Source organism: Thermomonospora umbrina (genome assembly GCF_003386555.1).
In the GTDB taxonomy this organism is placed as follows: Bacteria; Actinomycetota; Actinomycetes; order Streptosporangiales; family Streptosporangiaceae; genus Thermomonospora; species Thermomonospora umbrina.
Genome location: NZ_QTTT01000001.1, coordinates 7165067 through 7181160 on the forward strand (window position 1 = coordinate 7165067; position 16094 = coordinate 7181160).

The following is a 16094-nucleotide window of genomic DNA, read 5'->3' on the forward strand; positions in this document are numbered from 1 at the left end:
GAGATGTGGCATACCGACAAGATCCCTCATGTGCCTTTGTACGCCCGGTAGGTTCGGGCAAGTGCACCAGATCGACACTTCCTTCACCGCGCTGCCGCTGCGCGCGCTGGCCGACGCGGCGCTGACCCGCGCCCGGGAGCTGGGCGCCGCGCACGCCGACTTCCGCCTCGAACGCATCCGCAGCCAGACGCTGCGGCTCTACGACGGCAACCTGCAGACCGCCCTCGACTCCGACGACCTGGGACTGTCGGTCCGGGTCGTCAAGGACGGCACGTGGGGGTTCGCCGCAGGAGTGGACCTGACCCCCGAGGGGGCCGCCCGGGTGGCCGAGCAGGCGATCCGGGTGGCCGCCGTCGCCGCGCCGGTCAACCGGGAGCCGATCGAGTTGGCGCCCGAGCCCGTCCACGGTGAGCGGACCTGGGTGTCGTCGTACGAGATCGACCCGTTCGACGTCGCCACCACCGACAAGGTCGGGCTGCTGGCGGACTGGAGCGGGCGGCTGCTGGGCGACGGGCGCGTCGACCACGTCGAGTCGACGCTCCTGCAGGTCAAGGAGAACAAGTTCTACGCCGACCTGGCCGGGACGGTGACCACCCAGCAGCGGATCCGGCTGCACCCGGTGGTGGAGGCCATGGCGGCGGCCGACGGCCTGTTCGACACCATGCGGACGCTGGCCCCGCCGGCCGGGCGCGGGTACGAGTGGCTGACCGGCGACGCCTGGGACTGGGACACCGAGCTGGCCGCGCTGCCGGGGCTGCTGGCGGAGAAGCTGGCCGCGCCCTCGGTCGAGGCGGGCGCCTACGACGTGGTCATCGACCCCTCCAACCTGTGGCTGACGATCCACGAGTCCATCGGGCACGCCACCGAGCTGGACCGGGCGCTGGGCTACGAGGCCGCCTACGCGGGCACCTCGTTCGCCACCCCCGACAAGCTGGGCTCGCTGCAGTACGGGTCGCCGGTGATGAACGTGACCGGGGACCGCGTCGCCGAGCACGGGCTCGCCACCATCGGCTACGACGACGAGGGCGTGCGGACCCGCGAGTTCGACATCGTCACCGACGGGGTGTTCACCGGCTACCAGCTCGACCGGCGCAGCGCCCGGCTCACCGGGCAGGACCGTTCGAACGGCTGCGCGTTCGCCGACTCCTCCTCCAGCATGCCGCTGCAGCGGATGGCCAACGTGTCGCTGCGGCCCGCGCCGGACGGGCCGTCGACCGAGGAGCTGATCGCCGGCGTCGACCGGGGGCTGTTCATCCTGGGCGACAAGAGCTGGTCGATCGACATGCAGCGGCACAACTTCCAGTTCACCGGGCAGCGCTTCTTCCGGATCGAGGGCGGCCGGCTGGCCGGGCAGGTCCGGGACGCGGCGTACCAGGCCACCACCACCGACTTCTGGAACTCCATGGAGGCGGTCGGCGGCCCGCAGACGTACGTGCTGGGCGGCGCGTTCAACTGCGGCAAGGGCCAGCCGGGGCAGGTCGCCCCGGTGAGCCACGGCTGCCCGTCGGCGCTGTTCCGCGGCGTCAACATCCTCAACGCGGTGAAGGAGGCCGGTCAGTGACCCCGCAGGAGAGTGTGGAGAGGGCGCTGAGGTCGTCGCGCGCCGACGACTGCGTGGTGATCGCGGAGGAGTCGAGCACGGCGAACCTGCGGTGGGCGGGCAACACGCTGACCACCAACGGGGTCACCCGGTCCCGACGGCTCACGGTGATCGCGATGCGGCGGGTCGGCGACGGGGTGGCGGCCGGGGCGGTCTCCCGCGCCGGGGTCCGCCCCGACGAGATCGAGGACCTGGTGCGCGAGGCCGAGCGGGTCGCCGCTGGCAACGCCGCCGCCGAGGACGCCGCGCCGCTGCCGGGCCCCGGCGCCGACGCCGGGACGGGCGGGCCCTGGGACGCGCCGCCCGCCGAGACGGAGATCGGGGTGTTCTCCTCGCTCGCCCCGGCGCTCGGGGAGGCGTTCGGCGAGGCGGAGGCCGCGGGCCGCCGCCTGTACGGCTTCGCCAACCACATGGTCACCTCGACCTACCTGGGGACGTCCTCGGGGCTGCGGCTGCGGCACGACCAGCCCACCGGTCTGGTGGAGCTGAACGCCAAGCTGGCCGGGGCCTCCGGCGGCGGCTCGGCGTGGGGCGGGGTGAGCACCCGCGACTTCGCCGACGTGGACGTGACCGCGCTGGCCGCCGACCTGGCCCGCAGGCTGGAGTGGGGCCGCCGGCGGGTGGACCTGCCCGCCGGGCGGTACGAGACGCTGCTGCCCCCGAGCGCGGTGGCCGACCTGATGATCTACCTGTACTGGACGGCGGGCGCCCGCGACGCACACGACGGCCGGACGGTCTTCAGCGCGCCGGGCGGCGGCACGCGGATCGGGGAGAAGCTCTCCGGCCTGCCGGTCACGCTGGCGAGCGACCCGGGCGCGGCGGGCCTGGAGTGCGCCCCGTTCGTGGTGGCGCACGCGTCGGGCCGGGACTCCTCGGTCTTCGACAACGGTCTGGCGGTGCCCGCGACCGAGTGGATCAGTGAGGGCACCCTCGCGGCGCTGACCCAGACCCGTCACTCGGCGGCGCTGACCGGGCTGCCGACGACCCCGGGCGCCGACAACCTGATCATGCGGGCGGACGGGGCCGGGGGGTCGCTGGCGGACATGGTGGCGCGCACCGAGCGCGGGCTGCTGTTGACCTGCCTGTGGTACATCCGCGAGGTGGACCCGCAGTCGCTGCTGCTGACCGGGCTCACCCGCGACGGCGTGTACCTCGTCGAGGACGGCGAGGTCGTCGGGGAGGTCAACAACTTCCGGTTCAACGAGAGCCCGGTGGACCTGCTGTCCCGGCTGACCGAGGCGGGCGCCTCCGAGCGGACCCTGCCCCGGGAGTGGTCGGACTGGTTCACCCGGACCTCGATGCCGCCGCTGCGGGTCGCCGACTTCAACATGTCGACGGTGAGCCGTGCGTCCTGAGCCCGGGTCCGGGGCGGGGGCTAGCCGTCCTCCAACCGGAAGCCGACCTTCAGGCCGACCTGGTAGTGCGCCACCTCGCCGTCCTCGATCTGGCCGCGGACCTCGGTCACCTCGAACCAGTCCAGGTGCCGGAGGGTCTGCGCGGCGCGCCTGATCCCGTTGGCGATGGCCTGCTCCACCCCCTCGGGCGAGGTGCCGACGATCTCGGTCACTCGATACGTGCGGTCGCTCATGTGCCCCTCCTGGTGTCGCCACCGACGTGGCGTGGGCCTACCGTGGATGTGTGAAGGTGATTCCGCGCAGACGCGCCGCCGTTTTCACGGTCACCGACGCCCCCGTGCCCATGTCCGAGGACATCGGGCACCGGCAGCGGCGGTATCTGGTGTCGATGGGGGTGCGGACGGCCTGTTTCGTGGCCGCCGTGCTCTCGGCGGTGCTGGGCGCCCCGGTGTGGGTGGCGGGGCTGCTGGTGGTCGGCGCGCTGGTCATGCCCTACGTCAGCGTCGTGATCGCCAACGGCGGGCGGGAGCCGCAGCCCAGGGCGCACTTCGAGGACGCTCAAAGGCCCGACCGGAAGGAGATTTCCGGACCGCCTCCGGAAATCGGCTCGTGACTTTTCCTTGACTAACGGTGGGGGGTTTCGGTGTACGATTTGTACCGGCGCTCTGGTCCCCCGTCGGGGCGCCCTTGCCGGTGTTCCGGGCCCCCGTCGGAACACCGATGATGCGACGCCGGGTGGGTTGCCCCCGTATCCACCCGGCGTCGCTTTCTCTTCTCTCCCGGGCGTGTCCGCCGCCTCGTCCATCCGGTGTCAGCCCCGGCTTCCCGAGCCGACCAGCTCCCTGATGTCGGGCGGCAGGCTCTCGCCGACCTTGGACGTGATCTTCCCCTGGGTGGCCTCGTTCACGACCTCCAGCACCGACCGGGCGAGGAAGCTCGCCTTCCGCTCGTCCACCCCGGCCCGGGCCGCGACGCGCACGATGAAGTCGCGCCGGCCGAACCGCTCGCCGGTGCCGAGGCCGCCGTAGACCTCGGTGCGGCGCAGATGCTCGCCGATCTCGTGCGGCAACTGCGCGGCGAGTTTGTCGGCGAGACCCTCCGGTACCCGTTCCCCGAGCGTCTCCAGGGTGGCCCGGCAGGCCCGTTCCGCCTCTCCGCGACTGGAGAGCCGCGCCCTGTTCTGCACGAGACCGATGAACTCGTCATGCTTCATGACGACCGCTCCCCTCCTTCGGGATCGTCCTCCGCAAGGGTCACGGTGTGCCCGCTCTCGCATCCCGCTAACACGCGTCGGGCGGCTAGTAGGGTGCGGACATGAGCGGTCGGAGTGGTTCGGAGCGGTCCCGGCTGCTGCTCGTGGACGGCCATTCGCTGGCCTACCGGGCGTTCTACGCGCTGCCGGTGGAGAACTTCAGCACCACGGGCGGCCAGCCGACGAACCTGGTGTACGGGTTCGCCTCGATGCTGGCCAACGCGCTGCGCGACGAGCGGCCGACCCATGTGGCGGTGGCCTTCGACGTCTCCCGGCGGACGTTCCGCACCGAGGCGTTCCCCGCGTACAAGGCGGGCCGCGCCAAGTCGCCGGAGGAGTTCGGCGGCCAGCTCGTGATCCTCGACGACCTGCTCGCCGCGATGAGCGTCCCGACGCTGCGCGTGCCGGGGTACGAGGCCGACGACGTGATCGCCACGTTGACCGCCCGGGCGCGGGCCGAGGACGGCGAGGTCCTGATCATCACCGGCGACCGGGACGTCTTCCAACTCGTCGACGACCACGTCACGGTGCTGTACTTCACCCGCACGGTCTCCGAGCCGGCCCGCTACACGCCCGAACGCGTTCAGGAGCGGTACGGCCTCACGCCCCGTCAGTACCCGGACTTCGCGGCGCTGCGCGGGGACCCGTCGGACAACCTGCCGAGCATCCCGGGCATCGGCGAGAAGACGGCCGCCAAGTGGATCCGCGAGTACGGGACGCTGGCCGCCCTCCTCGACCGGGCCGAGGAGGTTCCGGGCAAGGCCGGGGAGAGGCTGCGGGCCGCCCTCGACGTCGTCCGGCTCAACCGGCGGCTGACCGAGCTGGTCCGCGACGTCGACCTGCCGGACGGCATGGGCGACCTGGAGGGGCTGCGGCGCGCGCCCTACGACCTGCCCGCGTTCACGACGCTGCTGGACGACCTGGAGTTCCGCAACCCGAGCCTGCGCGAACGGCTCTTCGCGGCCGACCCCGGCGGCGGCCGGGAGCCCGCCGCCGAGGGTCCGGTGGTGCGGATCCGGGGCTCCGAGCTGGAGCCCGGCACTCTGGGGGGCTGGCTCGCGGGCCCGGCCGGCGACCGTCCCGTGGGCCTGGTCACCGTGCACGCGTGGGCGCGCGGCGCCGGACGGATCACGCACGTGGGCCTGGCGACCGGCGACGGCTTCGCGACCGCGTTCGAGGTCGCGCGGCTCACCGAGGCGGACGAGCGTGTGTTCGCGCACTGGCTGGCCGACCCGGAGGCCGCCAAGGTGGTCGACGACGCCAAGGCGCTGCTGCGGGTGTCCGCCGAGCACGCATGGGAGGTCCGGGGCGTCGCGGGCGACACCGCCATGGCGGCCTACCTGCTGCGCCCCGGTCTGGCGGCGTACTCGCTGGACGACCTGGCGGGCCGCTACCTGGGGCGTCGACCGCCGAGTCCCGACGGCCCGGGCTGGGCGTCGGCGCTGATGGTCCGGGCGCGCATGGTGCTGGACCTGGAGGCCACCCTCGGCCCACGGCTCGCCGACACCGGCATGGGCCCGCTGCTCGCCACGGTCGAACTGCCGCTGGCCGGGTTGCTGGCCCGGATGGAGCGCGCCGGGGTCAACGTCGACCGGGCGATGCTGGGCGCGCTGGAGAACCGGTTCGCCGACGGGATGCGGGAGGTCGCCGACGAGGCCGCGCGGGTCGCCGGACGGCCGTTCAACCCGGGGTCCACCAAGCAGCTCCAGCAGGTGCTGTTCGAGGACCTCGGGCTGCCCCGCACCAAGAAGATCAAGTCCGGTCACTCCACCGACGCCGACGCGCTGGCCTGGCTGGCGGAGCGGACCGACAACCCGCTCCCCCGGATCCTGCTGCGGCACCGCGACCTGGCCCGCCTGCACATGACGGTGGCCGGGCTGCTCCGGGAGCTGGGCGCCGACGGCCGCGTCCACAGCACGTTCCAGCAGACGGTGGCGGCGACCGGTCGGCTGACGTCCACCGAGCCGAACCTCCAGGTGATCCCGATCCGCACGACCGAGGGGCGGCTGATCCGGCGGGCGTTCGTGCCGGGCGAGGGGTACGCGTCCCTGATGACGGCCGACTACAGCCAGCTCGAACTGCGGGTGATGGCCCATCTGTCGCGGGACCCGATGCTGCTGGAGGCGTTCGCGTCCGGCGAGGACCTGCACACCACGATGGCGGCGCAGGTCTTCGGGGTGGCGCCGGCGGCCGTGGACGCGCAGATGCGCCGCCGGATCAAGGCCATGTCCTACGGGTTGGCCTACGGGCTGTCGGCGTTCGGGCTGGCCAAGCAGCTCGGCGTGCCCGTCGAGGAGGCCAGGCCGCTGATGGACGCCTACTTCGAGCGGTTCGGCGGGGTCCGCGACTTCCTCGCGCGGATCGTGGACGAGGCCCGCGAGCGCGGCCACACCGAGACCCTCCTCGGCCGACGACGCCACCTGCCCGCGCTGACCAGCGATCATCACCAGCGGCGACAGACCGCCGAGCGGATGGCGCTGAACGCCCCCGTCCAGGGGTCGGCCGCCGACCTGGTCAAGCTGGCGATGCTCCGGGTCGACGAGGCCCTGCGCGAGGCCGGTCTCCGCAGCCGCCTGCTGCTCCAGGTGCACGACGAGCTGGTCCTGGAGATCGCCCCCGGCGAGGAGGCCGCCGCGCGCGAGCTGGTGCGCGACCGGATGACCACGGCCCATCCGCTGGTCGTGCCGCTGGAGGTGGCCGTCGGCAGCGGCGGCGACTGGGACGCCGCCGCGCACTGACCCGACCCGGCGCCTTGACGTTTTAGATCACGGAATGCCGATGATGTCGTCCACCGCGCGGACCCGCAGCTCCTCCAGCAGCCGGGACTGGGCCGCCGCCCGGTCCAGCAACGCGTCCAGCCGGGCCCCGTCGAGCCTGCGCTCGCGTTCGGCGAGCCTGCGCAACGTCCGCCAGCACGCCGCCTTGCCCTCCACGCCCAGCATCATCGCCTCCAGCTCGATCACCGAGCTCAGCGGGGAACGGCGCACCAGCCGGCCGTTCGGCTTGAGCCGCCCCAGCAGCTCCGCCGCCCAGCCCAGGACCAGCTTGGCCCGCCGCACCGGGACGCCCAGCGAGCCCATCACGTTCATCAGGGCCCGGCGGTCCTCGGCGATCTCGGTGGTCAGCCTCGCCAGCTCGGGAGCGGCCGGGGTCCCCTGGTGCGCGCCCGTGATGCGCCGGATGAGCCGGGCCCCGACGGTCGCCCCGGCCAGATGGTCGTTCAGGTAGATGCCCAGCAGCGCCGGTTCGCCGAGCAGGCCCGTGGTGTCCCGCCGCCTCAGATGACGCGTCGTCATGTCCCCTCCCCCTGTCACACGCCCTGGAAGGTCACATCCCACCGGGAGGGGCGTTCATGCATGCCGTGCGACGGAACGCCACACTGGTGCGGTGACTGAATCCGGACTCGACCACCCCGCCGACGACCTGATCTGCTCGGCCAAGGGCTGCCGCGCCGACGCCGTATGGGCGCTCCGCTGGAACAACCCGAAGATCCACGACCCCGAGCGGCGCAAGATCTGGTTGGCCTGCGACGAGCACCGCGAGAGCCTGTCGGCGTTCCTGGGCCGTCGGGACTTCCTGCGCGACGTGGTGCCCGTGACCGAGGTGACGGGGGGGTCCTGATCAGCGGGCCTCCCCGACCGGGCGCTCCTCCCAGCCCTGGGCCAGCTCGGTGATGCGGGCGGCGGCGTCGCGGGCGGCGTCGCCCCGGCCCACCGCCAGGCCGAGCAGGTAGGCGGTCAGCGGCGCGGCCGGGCGGGCGACCCCGTGGGCGACGTCGCGCGCCAGGTCGAGCACCAGGTCCCGGTCGAGTCGGTCGCGGTCCAGGCCCAGCTCCAAGCAGACCGCCTCGATCCAATCCTCCAGCATCCGTTCCTCCGCGATGGTGTGCGCACGACTCGGCTGTCACGATCCCGCCTCGCTTCCACCTTGCACCCTCGACGCTCCCCCGCGCGCGAACGGCGTTCCCGTGTTCAGTCCGCGACGGTCAGGCGGGCGGGGCGTCCGAGGAACGCGCCGACACCCGCGACCTCGGCCGCGAGGCCGGACGCCACGGCGTCCGACAGCGGCTCGAACGGCTCCACGGCGAGGTCCGCGCGCCCGGGCGAACGGCGGATCCGCCAGGTCCCGGCCGCGAGGCCGTCCACCAGCAGCACCGACCGGATCACCCCGCCCCCCGGATGGACGCGCGTCCGGTGGACGGTGGGGACGGCGTGGTCCCTGGTCCGCCAGCCGAGCAGGTACTCGTCGAATCCCGGCAGCAGCCGCACGATCGGCTCGGCGTCCGACTCTCCGTGGTCGCGTTCCGCGGCGGTGTCGCTCCACGCACGTCGGATCTCGCCGGGCGGCAGGCCCGACCATGCGGCCAGATCCCGTGGCTCCGCGGGGTCGTGGGCCGCGCGGTAGCGCGCGACCAGCGTCCGCAGGGCCCGTTCACGGTCCGGCGCCTCGACGGGCGGTGGCGCGCCCAGCCAGTCCCCCGCGTGGACATAGGTCGCCTTGCCGGCGCGTTCCGGGCCGAGCACGACGCGGCCCCGACCCGCGGCCAGCATCGCCAGGTGAACGATCGCCTGCCCCTCGGCGGGCAGGCCGGCCCGGGCGAGCCGTTCGCCCAGCTCCGGCTTGGTCAGCGGGCCCCGCCCCGCCAGCGCCGCCTCGGTCACGCGGACGGCCGTGTCGGCGTCCACCTCGACACCCAGGTCCCGCAACCTGCGCAACGAGCCGGCCGGGGCGGGGCGGACCAGCGGGTGGAACCAGGCCAGGTCCTCGGCGGCGACCAGGTGCAGCGTGCCGCGCGGGCCCCAGCAGCGCACCAGCGAACCCGCCTCCCGGGCCTCGGTCAGCGCCGACTCCGTCAGGCCCGACGTCCGTGCCCGCAGGGCAAGCGGGAACGCGGCGGAATCCTGGGCCTGCACGGCCAGCAGATGCCGAACGATCTCGACCGGACCGCCGGTCGACCGTCGATGCAGCCCTTGGGCGCGGGCGCGTCCCGCCCGGACGTCCGCCGCGTCGCCGTGCCCCGAGGTCATGCCCGCAACGCTACCGGCCGGTCAGGAGGGGGCCGGGAGCCTGCCGATGCCCTCGCGGAGGCGACGGAAGTCGCCCGGCCGCCCCGCCGCGAACGCCGCGACGGGCGTGCCGTCGCGATGGGCCACCGCGGTGAAGTCGAAGCCGTCCGGGTCGCCGTCCACCAGGAGGTCCGCGGACTCGGGCGGGCGTCCGATCATCTGGAGGGTGATCTGGTGCTGGTCGGTCCAGCACCACGGCACCTCCGTGTACGGGGCGTCGTGGCCGAGCATGGCGCGGGCGACGGCGGCGCCGTGCCGCTGGGCGTGGTTCCAGTGCTCGCCCCGGTGCGACCCCCCGTGCAGCGGGTCGGGGTAGCGGGCGACGTCGCCCGCGGCGAAGACGTCGGGCGCCGACGTGGCGCCGGAGGCGTCCACGACGATGCCGTCGGACACCTGCAGACCGGCCTCTTCGGCGAGTCGGGTCTGCGGCTCGTTGCCGATGGCGACCAGCACGACCTGGGCGCTCCACCGGCCTCCGTCGGCGGCCTCGGCGACGAGGGTGTCGCCCTTCCGGGTGAGGGCGTTCAGCCTCACCCCGGTGTGGATCGCGATGCCGCGCGAGCCGTGCAGACGGGTCACGGCATCGGCGAGGACGGTGGGCAGGACGCGTTCGAGGGGACGGTCGGCCGCCTCCAGGACGGTCACCTCTCGGCCCAGCGCGTGGGCGGAGGCGGCGACCTCCAGTCCCACCAGTCCCGCACCGATCACCAGCAGCGACTCGGCGGCCTCCAGGTCGGCGCGCAGCGCCTGCGCGTCGTCCAGGGTCCGCAGCGTGTGGACGCCGGCGATCCCCGCGGCGTGCGGCAGGACGCGGGGGCGTCCGCCGGTCGCCAGCAGGAGCCGGTCGTAGCCCAGCCGGGACCCGTCGGCGAGGGTCACGTGCGAGGCGTCGAAGCCGGTCACGGACGTGCCGGTGAGCAGCTCGATGTCCTGGTCCCGCCAGGCCGCCGGCGGCCTGAGCCGGATCCGCTCGGGAGCGGACCCGCCCGTGAGCACGTCCTTGGAGAGGGGCGGGCGGCGGTAGGGCTGGTGCGGCTCGTCACCGATCAGGGTGATGCGGCCGTCGTAGCCCTCGGTGCGCAGGGTGAGCGCGGCGGTGGCACCGGCGACGCCGGTGCCGACCACGACCACCGAGCGGGGAACGCCCGGGTCAGGCATGGGTGACCTCGATCATCTCGAAGTCGGCCTTGGCGGCGCCGCAGTCCGGGCAGGACCAGTCGTCGGGGATGTCCTCCCAGCGGGTGCCCGGCGCGATCCCCTCCTCGGGCCAGCCCTTGGCCTCCTCGTAGACGAATCCGCAGACCAGGCACTGCCAGATCCTCAGGTCGTTCATGCGACATCCTCGGTGAAATCGATCTTCTCGCGAACCCCGCAGTCCGGGCAGCACCAGTCGTCGGGGACGGCGGACCAGGGGGTCCCGGCGGGGAAGCCCTCACGGGGGTCACCGCTCTGCTCGTCGTAGACGTAGTCGCAGATCGGACAGCGGTAGCGGCTCATGCGCGCCTCCGTTCGCTTCGGTCTCTTCGGTTCTTCGGCCCGCATCAGGGTCCGGTCAGGCCGCCTTGCCGTACCGGGCCAGGATGCGGTCGCGCTTGGAGGGCTGGATGTTGGCGCGGGTCACGTCGCCGTCGTAGTGGGCCACCACCCGGTGGTCCATGACCCGGCGCCACAGCGGCGGGAAGTAGGCCAGGACGATCATCCCGGCGTAGCCGGTGGGCAGTTGCGGGGACTCGTCGAAGTGCCGCAGCGCCTGGTAGCGGCGGGTGGGGTTGGCGTGGTGGTCGCTGTGCCGCTGCAGGTGGTACAGCATCACGTTGGTGGCGATGTTGTCGCTGTTCCAACTGTGCTGGGGGGTGCAGCGCTCGTACCGGCCGGACTCGGTGCGCTGCCGCAGCAGGCCGTAGTGCTCCAGGTAGTTGATGACCTCCAGGAGCGAGAAGCCGAACACCGCCTGGAAGATCAGGTACGGGAGGATGCCGGGCCCGAAGGCGGCCGTCAGCGCGCCGAACAGCACGATGGTCATCACCCAGGCGTTGAGCACGTCGTTGCGCAAGGTCCACGGCCCCTTGCCGAGGCGGGCCAGCCGCGCCTTCTCCAGGTGCCAGCCGGAGCGGAAGCTGCCCCAGACGCTGCGCGGCAGGAAGCGCCAGAAGCTCTCCCCCAGCCGCGAGCTGGCCGGGTCCTCCGGGGTGGCGACCCTGACGTGGTGGCCCCGGTTGTGCTCGATGTAGAAGTGGCCGTACGCGGTCTGCGCGAGGGTGATCTTCGACAGCCAGCGCTCCAAAGACTCCTTCTTGTGCCCCAGCTCGTGCGCGGTGTTGATGCCGATGCCGCCGACCCCGCCCACGGTGAGGGCCAGGGCGAACTTGTCGGCGCCCGACATGCCGCCCCGGGTGATCAGCCAGCAGGCCACCACCAGGCCGGCGTACTGCACGGGGATGTAGACGTAGGTGCACCAGCGGTAGTAGCGCTGTCCCTCCAGCCAGGTCAGCACGCTCTCCGGCGGGTTGTTGGAGTCCTTGCCGACCAGCAGGTCCAGGATGGGGAACAGGCCGTACAGCAGGAACGCCCCCGAGAACCACAGAACGTCCCACCCGGTGGCCGCGACGCCGCCCCAGGCGAGGAACGGGAACGCCGGCACGAACAGGCCGAGAAGCCACAGGTACTTCTTGCCGTCCCGCCACACCACCTCACTGGTGCCCGGCGCTGAGATGGCAGTCATCACCCCTCCTACATTTGGGAGCAAGATGTCCAAAAAGTAGACACTTGCCGGAAAACTGTCAAGGGTCTGGACGTTTTGGGCGGGATATGCTTACGGCGATGACGCGCTACAGAGAGTCAGTCCAGTCCCTGCTGCACCAGCGGGTCCTGGACGCCGCCCACGACCTGGTCACCGCCAAGGGATGGGGCGGCCTGCGGATGACCCACATCGCCGCCGCCGCGGGGGTGAGCCGTCAGACCCTCTACACCGAGTTCGGCTCCAAGGAACAGGTCGGCGAGGCCCTGGTCATGCGGGAGGTCGAGGGCTTCCTGCTCGGCGTGCAGGAACGACTCGACGCGCATCAGGACGACGAGGGCCTGGCGGTCGAGGTCGCGGTCCGCTTCACCCTGGAGTCCGCCGCCGACAACCCGCTGCTCAAGAGCGTCCTCACCAGCGCGCGCGGCGGGGGCGACCTGCTCGCCCATCTCACCACCCGCTCCGGGCCGCTCCTGGAGATCGCCACCGCCATGCTCAAGGGCTGGGCGGCGGAGGCCTGGCCCCACATCGACGAGGACTCCCTCGATCTGGGCGCCGAGACCATCGTGCGGCTCACCGTGAGCCACATCGTCCAGCCGGTGGCCCCGGCGGACGTCACCGCCGCCCGGCTGGCCCGGATCCTGGTCCGCATCGGTCTGCTCCGCGACCGCTGACACCGCGCCCCGACGACGGGACGGACGTGCGGGCCGCGTTCGTCGCCGGCTCACTCCCGGCCGTGGGGACGCACGCCGAGCGCGCGCAGCACGAACCCCACCAGCTCCGCGACCGTGTCGGGCCCCGCCGTCTCGCCCGACAGCGGACCCGTCAGCGCCTCGGCGCCGGCCCCCACGAGGGCGGCGGCGCTCAGCCGGGGATCCTGCGGTGGCAGGACGCCGGACTCGACGGCCTCGGCGATCTGCGCCGCGAAGACGTCGCGGAACGCGCGGCGGAACACCAGCCGCTCGGCCTCCACCGCCGCGTCGACGGGCTCGGCCAGGAGCGCGTACGACAGCCGGGGCGCCTTCAACGCCCTGGTCACGAACGTCTCCGTGGTGGCCACGATCCGGTCCAGGAGATCGCCCGGCCCCTCGGCGGCCTGCGCCATCGCCGCCAGCTCTCCCTGGCAGACCGTGCGGAACAGCTCCACCGTGAGGTCGGATTTGCTCGCGAAGTGCCGGTAGACGGTGCCGGTGGCGATCCCGGCGCGCGCGGCGACCGCCGCCATCGTGCACCCCGCGTACCCCTGCTCGGCGAGCAGTGCGGCGGCCGCGCTCAGCAGGAGCTCGCGCTGCGAATCCAGCCTGGCCTGCACTCGGGGGGTACGTCGGTAGGCCACGCGGTAATTTGACCAACAATCACCCCTCTCGGCAAATCCCTCTTTCCAGGCCGCCCTTCGGCGAAGAACCGGATCGAGTTTCCGTTCCGGAGGGGGGCCGGTCGGACCCGACCGCCCGTCCGCGACGCCGGACACACCCATGACGAGGGCGGTGCCGACACCTCGGCCGCCGGGGGCGGCGGGGGACGTGTCGCGGAGACAGCGGTGCCGGAGGCTTGATCTCATGACGACGCTCCTGGGGGTGGGGACGGGCCGCCTCGAGGAGGAGAGAGGGGCGGCCCGTCCCGGGGCACGAACGCCACGACCCCGCCGACGGCCGGCCCCGACGGCCGCGACAGTGGTGGCCTCCGAACAGAAACATAGACGCTGACGTTTATCAAGACGTTCCGACCTGGGAAAGCATGATTCGTCGGGTTTCGGCGCGACCTGAACACCGAACGAGGTTGTGCCCGATCACCGGGTCACCGGTGGCGGCCCGAACGCGCTCGGTGAGGCTCGGCTGCTCAGTCACCCGGCCGGCGACTTCGCACAGGTCGCTTTAGTGCCGCAACGCTCCGGACCCACACCCCATGGCCGGATCCGGCCACATGGTTCACGGCAGAAGCTCTTGCCCCCTAAGGCACTCTCGTGGCAGCCGCCCCGCCGGGCGTCGCGGCCCGGGCCCGTGCCCGGACGGACCGCGTCGCGGTTCTTGTCAGCCGGAGGGCAAACGGGACCGGAACCCGCTCAACCGGTGCGCAGCGCCGGCCCTCCCGGATGCCCGAGCATGGGACCTCGGCCGTCGGCGGTGACGGCCCATGGACCCGGGAGGCGTCGACCTCCCGGGATCGGCATTCTCGGAGAGGGGCGGGCGGGTGCGGACGCTGTCGAAGTCGACCGACGCCGCCGCTCAGGGTCCGGCGAGCGGCTCCAGCCGTACCCGGCCGGCGACGCCGCCCCGGTCGGCCAAGGGCCAGACCACGAGCCACGCCCGCCCGCTGACCAGCGAGGCGTCGGTGAAGCCGTACTTGCGCGAGTCGTCGGAGTGGCCGGCGTTGTCGCCCAGCAGCCACAGCCTGCCCGGCGGCACGACCGCGGGCGTGGACTCGCGGCCCTGCCGCCCGTCGGGACCGCAGCAGGGCAGGCCCCGGCCGTTCCAGTTCGTCCACGCGGGGTTGCGCACCACGTGCCACCGGTCGGAGCCGGCGGGCCGCACCCGCACCTCGGCGGTGCGGGAGTCCCGCGGCACGATCCGCACCGCGTCGCCGGGGAGCCCGATCACCCGCTTGATGATGGGCGGGCTCGCCGCGTCCGGCCTGGTCTGCACGATGTCGAAGCGCCGCACGTCCCCGCCCTCGACGGTGAAGTCGATGAGCAGCCGCTGATCGTCGCGCAGCGTGGGCTCCATGCTGTGGCCGTGGACGCGGACCGCCAGCACGGTCACGGCGGCCACCGCGACCAGGGCCGACACGATGACGACGATCACGGCGCCGGTGACGATGCGGCCCGTCCGGCGCAGCCGCGAAGTGGTGCTCATGGTTCCTCCGAGGGCGCGCCGGCTCGACAGCGGCGCGAGCCGGGGCAGCGTACACGACCCCGTGACGACGACGGCGCGACGTCCGCGGGGGCCCGCCGCGACCCTGCCGTTCAGAAAATTTTCGGACCCGCCCGGAGAGCCGCCGCGGGCCGGCCGAGACTGTCGATGAACTGCGGATTCACTTCTTGGCGGCCTCGGCGCGGGGCGCTCTGACGTCGGCTTCCTTGTGGTTCGCCACATCTTGGGGGCTAGCGCGATGCGTTGTTCGGGTGCAAGTATCCGCCTGCCGATGTGAAGACGGTCACTGAGATCTCCCCCGAACGCGCCGGGATCCCCCAGCGGAAGCAGGTTTTCCGCCGGGTGGCGCGGGAGGGTGCCCGGGCAGGCACCGCATCGCTCGGTCTCCGGCTCGTGCCACCGGGCACGGGCCCCGTGTGAGGCATAGGGAGAGCTCGCATGGAAGAAGCGATCAAGACCGACCAGACGGAAGAGGCCGCCACCACCGGCCGGACCCGGTGGGGACGCTTCGGCGCCGTCACCGTGCCGGCCGCGGGTGTCGTCGTGGGCCTGGGCATCGCCCTGTCCCAGGGACTGCTGGCGGCGTCCTTCGCCACCACCAACCAGCCGTTCGAGATCGAGTCCACCGCGCTGACGAACGGCAACGGGTTCGGCGCGATCATGGACCAGGTCGGGACCGGGTCCAACGGGGACAAGGCCGTGGCGCGCGCCGGTTTCACCAGCGCGAACCTCAACGCCCTGTGCGCGGCCGCCAACCAGTCGATCCTCGGGGTCGACTGGACCCTGCAGATCAACTCCAGCAACCCGGCGATCGCCGCCCAGAACCTGGTCCTGGACGGCGAGGCGGTCCAGGGTGACGCCACCATGAGCAACGTCGCCATGGGCAAGTCGGCCGACCTGGTCACCAGCACCCCCGGCGGCGCGGCCGGCAACTTCGGTCTGACCGCGGGGGACGGCGTCACGCTGAACCAGTTGCACGCGAAGGCGTACGCGGCCACCATCGCCGGCACCCTCACGCTGCCGGGGCTGCGCCTGTCGGTGGCGACGGGCAAGAACCCCTGCACCCTGGTCCCCTGATGACCAGCCGGGCCGAGGCGGCGGAAACCCCGTCGCCTCGGCCCTGAACCCACACCCTCCACTCCTCAGCCGCGCCGCGCACTCGGCGCGGCTGAGGCCCCCTCATCGCTCAGCGACATCGAGACATCCGGGAGGGG

The 16094-nt window shown here is 72.9% G+C and carries 18 protein-coding genes; 7 read left to right on the forward strand and 11 right to left on the reverse strand.

Features of this window, described 5'->3' with window-relative positions:
- The first annotated feature begins 61 nt into the window (after positions 1-61).
- Positions 62-1561: a TldD/PmbA family protein gene (locus DFJ69_RS32540; RefSeq protein WP_116026112.1), complete on the forward strand. Its 1500-nt coding sequence runs from the start codon at positions 62-64 to the stop codon at positions 1559-1561.
- Positions 1558-2955, forward strand: coding sequence for a metallopeptidase TldD-related protein (locus DFJ69_RS32545; protein ID WP_116026113.1), 1398 nt, complete (start codon positions 1558-1560; stop codon positions 2953-2955). Before DFJ69_RS32540 ends, DFJ69_RS32545 begins: the two co-directional genes overlap by 4 nt.
- A 20-nt stretch (positions 2956-2975) precedes the next feature.
- Here the strand turns inward: DFJ69_RS32545 and DFJ69_RS32550 are convergent, their stop codons facing one another.
- Positions 2976-3188: a dodecin gene (locus tag DFJ69_RS32550; RefSeq protein ID WP_116026114.1), complete on the reverse strand. Its 213-nt coding sequence runs from the start codon at positions 3186-3188 to the stop codon at positions 2976-2978.
- A gap of 50 nt (positions 3189-3238) precedes the next feature.
- On the opposite strand from DFJ69_RS32550, the gene DFJ69_RS32555 reads away from it, so the two are divergent.
- The gene (locus tag DFJ69_RS32555; protein ID WP_245974665.1) at positions 3239-3568 is read left to right on the forward strand and encodes a DUF3099 domain-containing protein; all 330 of its coding nucleotides are present in this window, start codon (positions 3239-3241) and stop codon (positions 3566-3568) included.
- Positions 3569-3766: 198 nt separating this feature from the next.
- Here DFJ69_RS32555 and DFJ69_RS32560 read toward each other — a convergent pair whose 3' ends face one another.
- Positions 3767-4168 carry a DUF2267 domain-containing protein gene (locus DFJ69_RS32560; protein ID WP_116026115.1) on the reverse strand — a complete coding sequence of 134 codons (402 nt, stop codon included), beginning with the start codon at positions 4166-4168 and terminating at the stop codon, positions 3767-3769.
- Between the two features lie 101 nt (positions 4169-4269).
- On the opposite strand from DFJ69_RS32560, the gene polA reads away from it, so the two are divergent.
- Positions 4270-6945, forward strand: a complete 2676-nt coding sequence (polA, locus tag DFJ69_RS32565) for a DNA polymerase I (protein WP_116026116.1) — start codon at positions 4270-4272, stop codon at positions 6943-6945.
- Positions 6946-6972: 27 nt separating this feature from the next.
- Here polA and DFJ69_RS32570 read toward each other — a convergent pair whose 3' ends face one another.
- Entirely contained in the window at positions 6973-7503 is a 531-nt protein-coding gene (locus tag DFJ69_RS32570; RefSeq protein WP_116026117.1) for a hypothetical protein, read from the reverse strand.
- Positions 7504-7594: 91 nt separating this feature from the next.
- Between DFJ69_RS32570 and DFJ69_RS32575 the strand changes: the two genes are divergently transcribed.
- Positions 7595-7828 carry a hypothetical protein gene (locus DFJ69_RS32575; protein ID WP_116026118.1) on the forward strand — a complete coding sequence of 78 codons (234 nt, stop codon included), beginning with the start codon at positions 7595-7597 and terminating at the stop codon, positions 7826-7828.
- On the opposite strand, the gene DFJ69_RS32580 is transcribed toward DFJ69_RS32575, so the two are convergent.
- The 6 genes from DFJ69_RS32580 to DFJ69_RS32605 all read right to left on the reverse strand — a co-directional run bounded on the left by DFJ69_RS32580 (position 7829) and on the right by DFJ69_RS32605 (position 11995).
- A complete protein-coding gene (locus tag DFJ69_RS32580; RefSeq protein ID WP_116026119.1) occupies positions 7829-8074 on the reverse strand; it encodes a DUF6457 domain-containing protein in 246 nt (81 codons plus the stop codon).
- A 104-nt stretch (positions 8075-8178) separates the two neighbouring features.
- Positions 8179-9234: a winged helix DNA-binding domain-containing protein gene (locus DFJ69_RS32585; protein ID WP_116026120.1), complete on the reverse strand. Its 1056-nt coding sequence runs from the start codon at positions 9232-9234 to the stop codon at positions 8179-8181.
- Positions 9235-9255: 21 nt separating this feature from the next.
- Positions 9256-10431 carry an NAD(P)/FAD-dependent oxidoreductase gene (locus DFJ69_RS32590; protein WP_116026121.1) on the reverse strand — a complete coding sequence of 392 codons (1176 nt, stop codon included), beginning with the start codon at positions 10429-10431 and terminating at the stop codon, positions 9256-9258.
- Positions 10424-10606 (reverse strand): rubredoxin, encoded by a 183-nt coding sequence (locus DFJ69_RS32595; protein WP_116026122.1) that lies wholly within the window; start codon positions 10604-10606, stop codon positions 10424-10426. Before DFJ69_RS32595 ends, DFJ69_RS32590 begins: the two co-directional genes overlap by 8 nt.
- The gene (locus DFJ69_RS32600) at positions 10603-10770 is read right to left on the reverse strand and encodes a rubredoxin (RefSeq protein ID WP_116026123.1); all 168 of its coding nucleotides are present in this window, start codon (positions 10768-10770) and stop codon (positions 10603-10605) included. The genes DFJ69_RS32595 and DFJ69_RS32600 overlap by 4 nt, the downstream gene beginning before the upstream one ends.
- 55 nt (positions 10771-10825) lie before the next feature.
- Entirely contained in the window at positions 10826-11995 is a 1170-nt protein-coding gene (locus DFJ69_RS32605) for an alkane 1-monooxygenase (protein WP_116026124.1), read from the reverse strand.
- A gap of 98 nt (positions 11996-12093) precedes the next feature.
- On the opposite strand from DFJ69_RS32605, the gene DFJ69_RS32610 reads away from it, so the two are divergent.
- Entirely contained in the window at positions 12094-12684 is a 591-nt protein-coding gene (locus DFJ69_RS32610) for a TetR/AcrR family transcriptional regulator (protein WP_116026125.1), read from the forward strand.
- Positions 12685-12734: 50 nt separating this feature from the next.
- Here the strand turns inward: DFJ69_RS32610 and DFJ69_RS32615 are convergent, their stop codons facing one another.
- Positions 12735-13346 (reverse strand): TetR/AcrR family transcriptional regulator, encoded by a 612-nt coding sequence (locus tag DFJ69_RS32615; protein ID WP_116026126.1) that lies wholly within the window; start codon positions 13344-13346, stop codon positions 12735-12737.
- Between the two features lie 889 nt (positions 13347-14235).
- A complete protein-coding gene (gene lepB, locus DFJ69_RS32620) occupies positions 14236-14862 on the reverse strand; it encodes a signal peptidase I (RefSeq protein ID WP_170177897.1) in 627 nt (208 codons plus the stop codon).
- A gap of 456 nt (positions 14863-15318) precedes the next feature.
- Between lepB and DFJ69_RS32625 the strand changes: the two genes are divergently transcribed.
- The gene (locus DFJ69_RS32625) at positions 15319-15957 is read left to right on the forward strand and encodes a DUF6230 family protein (protein WP_116026128.1); all 639 of its coding nucleotides are present in this window, start codon (positions 15319-15321) and stop codon (positions 15955-15957) included.
- Positions 15958-16094: the final 137 nt, after the last annotated feature.

Bases quoted from the DNA above. Each gene is read 5' to 3' on its own strand.
- DFJ69_RS32560 (WP_116026115.1), bottom strand. From the start codon at position 4,168: ATGAAGCATGACGAGTTCATCGGTCTCGTGCAGAACAGGGCGCGGCTC.
- DFJ69_RS32570 (WP_116026117.1), bottom strand. From the start codon at position 7,503: ATGACGACGCGTCATCTGAGGCGGCGGGACACCACGGGCCTGCTCGGC.
- DFJ69_RS32605 (WP_116026124.1), bottom strand. From the start codon at position 11,995: ATGACTGCCATCTCAGCGCCGGGCACCAGTGAGGTGGTGTGGCGGGAC.
- DFJ69_RS32610 (WP_116026125.1), top strand. From the start codon at position 12,094: ATGACGCGCTACAGAGAGTCAGTCCAGTCCCTGCTGCACCAGCGGGTC.
- polA (WP_116026116.1), top strand. From the start codon at position 4,270: ATGAGCGGTCGGAGTGGTTCGGAGCGGTCCCGGCTGCTGCTCGTGGAC.
- DFJ69_RS32580 (WP_116026119.1), bottom strand. From the start codon at position 8,074: ATGCTGGAGGATTGGATCGAGGCGGTCTGCTTGGAGCTGGGCCTGGAC.
- DFJ69_RS32585 (WP_116026120.1), bottom strand. From the start codon at position 9,234: ATGACCTCGGGGCACGGCGACGCGGCGGACGTCCGGGCGGGACGCGCC.
- DFJ69_RS32595 (WP_116026122.1), bottom strand. From the start codon at position 10,606: ATGAACGACCTGAGGATCTGGCAGTGCCTGGTCTGCGGATTCGTCTAC.
- DFJ69_RS32590 (WP_116026121.1), bottom strand. From the start codon at position 10,431: ATGCCTGACCCGGGCGTTCCCCGCTCGGTGGTCGTGGTCGGCACCGGC.
- lepB (WP_170177897.1), bottom strand. From the start codon at position 14,862: ATGAGCACCACTTCGCGGCTGCGCCGGACGGGCCGCATCGTCACCGGC.
- DFJ69_RS32600 (WP_116026123.1), bottom strand. From the start codon at position 10,770: ATGAGCCGCTACCGCTGTCCGATCTGCGACTACGTCTACGACGAGCAG.
- DFJ69_RS32550 (WP_116026114.1), bottom strand. From the start codon at position 3,188: ATGAGCGACCGCACGTATCGAGTGACCGAGATCGTCGGCACCTCGCCC.
- DFJ69_RS32625 (WP_116026128.1), top strand. From the start codon at position 15,319: ATGGAAGAAGCGATCAAGACCGACCAGACGGAAGAGGCCGCCACCACC.